Source organism: Candidatus Methylomirabilota bacterium (assembly GCA_036005065.1).
Taxonomy (GTDB): domain Bacteria; phylum Methylomirabilota; class Methylomirabilia; order Rokubacteriales; family DASRDR01; genus DASYQW01.
In genome coordinates this window covers 1-5,167 of the sequence record DASYQW010000207.1, presented here as the reverse complement: position 1 = coordinate 5,167, position 5,167 = coordinate 1, and the positions used below count along the sequence as shown (strand labels likewise).

Below are 5,167 nucleotides of genomic sequence, written 5' to 3'. Positions count from 1 at the left end.
TGCGGGTTGAATCATCTGGACCTCTGGGTCCTCGGGGGCATGCCGGCTCTCAAGACCCCGCTGCCGTTCTGGACCGGCTGCGACATCGCGGGCGAAGTGGCCGGCCTCGGCTCCGGCGTGACCGGCGTGGCGGCGGGGGCGCGGGTGGCCGTGAATCCGAGCCTCTCCTGTGGCACCTGCGAGTGGTGCGTCAAGGGCGAGGACTCGATGTGCGTGCGCTACCGCATCCTCGGCGAGCACGTGCCCGGCGGCCTGGCCGAGTTCGTGGTGGCGCCAGCCGCCAACCTGCTGCCGCTCCCCGACCACGTCGCGTTCGAGGACGCGGCGGCGTTCATCCTCGTCAACATGACGGCCTGGCGGATGCTCGTCAGCCAGGCCGCGCTCCGGCCGGCCGAAGATCTCCTGATCCTCGGGGCCGGCGGTGGGGTGGCGTCGGCCGCGGTCCAGATCGGCAAGCTGTGCGGCGCCCGGGTCTTCGTCACCTCGAGCTCGGACGACAAGCTGCGCCGCGCCAGAGCCCTCGGGGCCGACGAGGGCGTGAATTACACGACGACGGACTGGACCAAGGCGGTGCGGGACTGGACCGGCAGGCGCGGCGTCGATGTCGTGCTCGACGATGTCGGGGCGGCCACCTGGGCCGGCTCCATTCGGGCTCTGGCCAATGGTGGGCGCCTCGTCACCTGCGGGTCGACCACCGGCCCGAAGGGCGAGACCGACATCCCTGTCGTGTTCTGGAAGCAGCTCCGCATCATCGGGTCGACGATGGCGAATCGACGGGAGTTCCGGGACGTGATGGGCCAGCTCTTCGCCGGCCGGCTCCGTCCGATCGTGGACCGGACGTTTCCGCTGGCCGAGACGGCCGCCGCGCTCGCCTTCCTCCGGCAGGGTCAGCAGTTCGGCAAGGTCGTCGTGGTCGTCTGACGCCTCGGAGCCGCGAGGCGAGGCCGGCGCCCGCGGATGCTCTACACCATCGGCTTCTCGACCCGCGCCCTCGACGAGCTGGTGACGATCCTCGCGGGCGCCGGCATAGAGCTCGTGGTCGACGTCCGGACGGTGCCGCGGTCCCGGCACACGCCGCACTGGAACCGGGAACGGGCGGCGGTCGCGCTCCCCTCCCGCGGGACCCGCTACCACCACCTGCCCGAGCTGGGGGGCTTCCGGAGGCCACGCCCCGATTCCCCGAACACCGGGTGGCGGAACACCTCCTTCCGGGGCTACGCCGACTACATGGCCACCGAGGGCTTTTCGCGCGGGCTGGCCGAGCTGCTGGCGCTGGCCGCCGAGACGCGGACGGTCATCGCCTGCACCGAGGCGGTCCCCTGGCGCTGCCACCGGATCCTGATCGCCGACGCTCTCGTCGTCCGCGGGATCGAGGTGCGCCATCTGCTGAGCCCGACGTCGGCCCGTCCTCACACGCTGACCCCCTTCGCTCGGACCCAGGGGCTCACCGTGACCTATCCTGACCCGGAGGCCATCCCCGGCCTCTGAGGGCCACCCCGCCCCACCGTGCCGATCCCGGCGGGCTCGTGCAATTCCTGCAAGGCTCACGCGGCCACGCGGCCCCCCCGAAGGAAACGGCACCGGGGGAATTCCCTGGGCATCCCGGGATCTCCGGGTCAGGCCGGCTTTGGCAAGCCAATTGCTCAACCGAGGGGGGGCGAACGCCGTCCGGATGGCGGTGGAGCGCCCGCCGGGTTCCAATCGAGTGAGCGGGAGGTAGAGCAGATGCGGTACGGGCTGCGTCGCGGCTGGGTCCTTCGTGTCGCCCTCATCCTGGGCATCGCCGGCGCCGGCATCGTCGCCAGCCCGCCGGCGCACGCGCAGTCCGAGGTCCCCGACACCTCCGTGCAGGCGGCGGCGGTCATGCTGACGGGAATCATCAACGTCTCCCGGTCGCCGGGCGACTCCCGCCAGCCGTACATGGCGATCGACGATGCCGGCACCCTCCACATCGTGTGGTCGGACAGTTTCCGCATCGTCTACGTGCGGTCGTTCGACCGGGGGCGGACCTTCACGCGTCAGATCCGGCTCTCGGGCGCCGGCGGCGCCGCTCTCCGTCCGCGGGTCGCGGTTCGCGGCAGCGCCGTGTATGTGATCTGGACCCAGGACATCTCGTTCCACAACAAGGAAATCATGTTCGTCCGCTCGTCGAACCGCGGCCAGAGCTTCACGTCGCCGCGAAACATTTCCAACACCCCCGGGGACTCGCAAGAGGGGCGCATCGCCGTCAGCCCGAACGGGACGATCTTCGTCGTCTGGGACGAGGCCTCCCCGCACCGCAACATCGCCCTCATCCGCTCGTTCAACGGAGGCATCAGCTTCGAGCGGCCGCGCGCCCTCTTCGGCGTCGCCATGAGCGGCTGCCCGCCCGACTCGCCGACCGGAGCCTGCACCCCGTACCCGGGCGTCGCGGTGGATCCGCGAAACGGGAAGGTCTACGTCACCTGGCATGACCGTGTGGGGGCCGCCCGAGACTTCCAGGTCCTCTTCAGCCGGTCACTCGACAACGGCGCCCACTTCTTCCCGGTCCTGAACATCTCCAACGCCCCCGTCCACGCCCACTGCGCGTCGGTCGCGGTGGGGCGGGACGGGCGAATCCTGGTCGCCTACGAGGTCCGGAAGGACAGGGTAGACCACAAGCACGACTCCTTCTTCGCCCAGTCGGTCAACGGGGGGGCGTCCTTCACCCGGCCGATCAACCTCGCAAAGGGGCCCTCGTGGGCCTTCTCGGACTATCCGTATCCCGCGCAGGGACCCGACGGGACCATCATCGTCGGATGGGAGGACAACACCGCGGGGGGCGGCCTCGACGCCGTGATCGCGGTGTCCACGAATGGCGGGGCCAGCTTCAGTCACTCCCAGAATATTTCGAACAATCCGGGAAGCACGTCGACCGAAGCCATCACGCTCTTCGCCAAGGACGGGAGCTTCTACGTCATCTGGGAGGACTATGCCAACGGGAACGGCGAGGTCTTCCTCCGGCGTGGCGTCGTCCCCCGGCGTCCGTCGGAGGGCGCCGGCGAGGCGGAGGCGGACTCCGGTGACTAGCTCTTCGGGGGGGTCTCGGAAGACCCCCCGATGCCCCCCCGCCGTGGCGGCGGCGAAGCCGCCGCTCGGAGCACTCCTCGATGCACCACGCGCTCGGTGGCCGGCAGCGGGTTACTCCGACACGCTCCTGAATGGAAGGGGGCAGTCGCGGCCCCCTTTCCCCCCCGGTACTCAACCACCTCGCCGCTGAATGGTCCGTTCCGCGCGGCGGCTTTTGCCGCCGCAACGATTCGTGGGGGAGGCCTCGGAGGGGGTGTTCCGACACCCCCTCCGACGTGACCTCAGAAGTAGCCCGGATCGCCCGGCAAGAGCAGGCGCTCCTGGCCGCCGGCCAGCACGATCCGGGGTCGGATCGGCCGAACCTCCCGCGAGCGCGCGGCCTCGAGGAGCGCGGCCACGGTGGGATAGCGGCCCACCGACCGAAGGACACGCTGGGTGACGAAGGGCAGACTCAGCGCGCCCTCCTGGTGCGCGGCCACCGCGGCGGCCGGCGTGAGCCAGCGCGCGGCCACGACCTCGATGCCGTCAGGCTCGGGCGATCCGTCGGGAAACGCGGCGGCGACGAAGAAGCGCGTGTCGTAGCGAACGGGTCGCTCCTCCGGCGTGATCCAGTGGGCGTAGTACACCATCCGATCGGTCGCCAGCCTGAGACCCTCGTCGAGAAGCATCGTCCGGAACACACCGCCCCCGCTCCGGCAGCGCGCCCGATACTGCTGGAGACGCTCGCGGCCGGCTTCACCGGACCCGAAGGACGCGCCACTCCCATCGCACGCGAGGAGAAGCCCGGTCTCCTCGAAGAGCTCCCGGAGCGCGGCGATCCAGAAGCCGATGGCCCGGCCGGCCGGCCGAACATCATGAAGAATCCGGGCCGCGGCGGCGCCCGTCAGCCCGCGGCAGAGGCGCTCGGCGTCGGGCGATGTGTCGTCGGGCTCGACCCGGCCACCGGGGAAGGCGAACGCGCCGGGCGCCATCCGACTCCCCGCGTGACGCTCGAGCAGGAGCACCTCGACCGTGCCGGCCACCTCACCTGCGTCGCGGGCCAGGACGACGGTCGCCGCGTCCGGGGCCAGCACGGGGACGCGATCGGGTGACGAGGCCGGGCTAGCGTCCTGCGCTGGTCGCTCGATCATGCTCGCTCACCGGCGCGCCCGTCCTCGGCGGCGGACGGCGTCGCCAGATTTCCTCCATCCCGTCGGCTTGGCTTGACAGGACCGGATGGGCGCCCTACGATGGGGCGCCGCTTCCGGCCATCCTACCATTCACTCCGAGGTATCCGCGAAGGAGAGCACGCGATGGGCGCAGAGGCGAGGCTGAAGGAGCTCGGCATCGATCTGCCACCCGTGTCAGCCCCGATGGCCAACTATGTCCGGTCGGTGCGCGTCGGCAACCTTCTGTTTCTCGCCGGCCACGGGCCGCAGAAGGACGGCAAGATGGCCTTCGTCGGGAAGCTCGGCCGCGACCTCACCGTGGAGCAAGGCGCCCAGGCCGCGCGGCTGGTCGGCCTGAACCTGCTCGCCTCGACCCGGGAGGCGCTCGGCAGCCTCGATCGTGTCAGGCGGATCGTCAAGGTCCTCGGGATGGTGAACTCGGCCGACGGGTTCGGCGACCAGCCCAAGGTGATGAACGGGTTCTCCGACTTCATGGTCGAAGTCTTCGGCGCGGCGGGACGGCACGCGCGATCGGCGGTCGGCATGGCCGAGCTCCCGGTCGGGATCGCCGTCGAGATCGAGATGATCGTCGAGGTCGCCGATGGCGCCGGCACGTCCGGGACCGGCAAGGCCGCCGCGCCGCGCAAGGCGCCGAGCCGTGGGCGCCGCCCGGCTCCGCGCGCGACCCCGCGTCGTCGCCGATAGCTCCCGGCGCTCGTCGGGGTCCTTCCGGGCTCGCCGTCGGTCCGGCGATCCCCCGGGCCGGTTCGTCCTTCCGAGACCCCCCTTCCCCACGGACCAGTATGTCCCGGCCGTGGCGGCCGGGGGGTTCCTCTTCGTCTCGGGCCACGATCCCGAGCGCCGAGGCGTCCTCCGCTACCGGGGTCGGGCCGGGCGTGAGCTGACGCCCGCTCAGACCCGGGCCGCCGTACGCCTCGCCACGCTGAACGCCCTCGCGGCGGCGCGGGCCG

5 protein-coding genes are annotated in these 5,167 nt (G+C 71.3%); 4 read left to right on the top strand and 1 reads right to left on the bottom strand.

Annotated features, from left to right (window positions below):
- From VGW35_15245 to VGW35_15235, 3 genes are all read left to right on the top strand, one after another.
- The coding region (locus VGW35_15245; protein HEV8309016.1) for a zinc-binding dehydrogenase at window positions 1-921 on the top strand (921 nt) is incomplete at its 5' end.
- Between the two features lie 36 nt (window positions 922-957).
- A complete protein-coding gene (locus tag VGW35_15240) occupies window positions 958-1,488 on the top strand; it encodes a DUF488 domain-containing protein (protein HEV8309015.1) in 531 nt (176 codons plus the stop codon).
- Between the two features lie 237 nt (window positions 1,489-1,725).
- Window positions 1,726-3,048 (top strand): sialidase family protein, encoded by a 1,323-nt coding sequence (locus VGW35_15235; GenBank protein HEV8309014.1) that lies wholly within the window; start codon window positions 1,726-1,728, stop codon window positions 3,046-3,048.
- Between the two features lie 281 nt (window positions 3,049-3,329).
- Here the strand turns inward: VGW35_15235 and VGW35_15230 are convergent, their stop codons facing one another.
- Window positions 3,330-4,178, bottom strand: a complete 849-nt coding sequence (locus VGW35_15230) for an NUDIX hydrolase (GenBank protein HEV8309013.1) — start codon at window positions 4,176-4,178, stop codon at window positions 3,330-3,332.
- Window positions 4,179-4,340: 162 nt separating this feature from the next.
- Between VGW35_15230 and VGW35_15225 the strand changes: the two genes are divergently transcribed.
- Window positions 4,341-4,901: a RidA family protein gene (locus VGW35_15225; GenBank protein HEV8309012.1), complete on the top strand. Its 561-nt coding sequence runs from the start codon at window positions 4,341-4,343 to the stop codon at window positions 4,899-4,901.
- Window positions 4,902-5,167: the final 266 nt, after the last annotated feature.

Coding starts and splice junctions, on each gene's coding strand:
- VGW35_15240 (HEV8309015.1), top strand. CDS start 958: ATGCTCTACACCATCGGCTTCTCGACCCGCGCCCTCGACGAGCTGGTG.
- VGW35_15235 (HEV8309014.1), top strand. CDS start 1,726: ATGCGGTACGGGCTGCGTCGCGGCTGGGTCCTTCGTGTCGCCCTCATC.
- VGW35_15230 (HEV8309013.1), bottom strand. CDS start 4,178: ATGATCGAGCGACCAGCGCAGGACGCTAGCCCGGCCTCGTCACCCGAT.
- VGW35_15225 (HEV8309012.1), top strand. CDS start 4,341: ATGGGCGCAGAGGCGAGGCTGAAGGAGCTCGGCATCGATCTGCCACCC.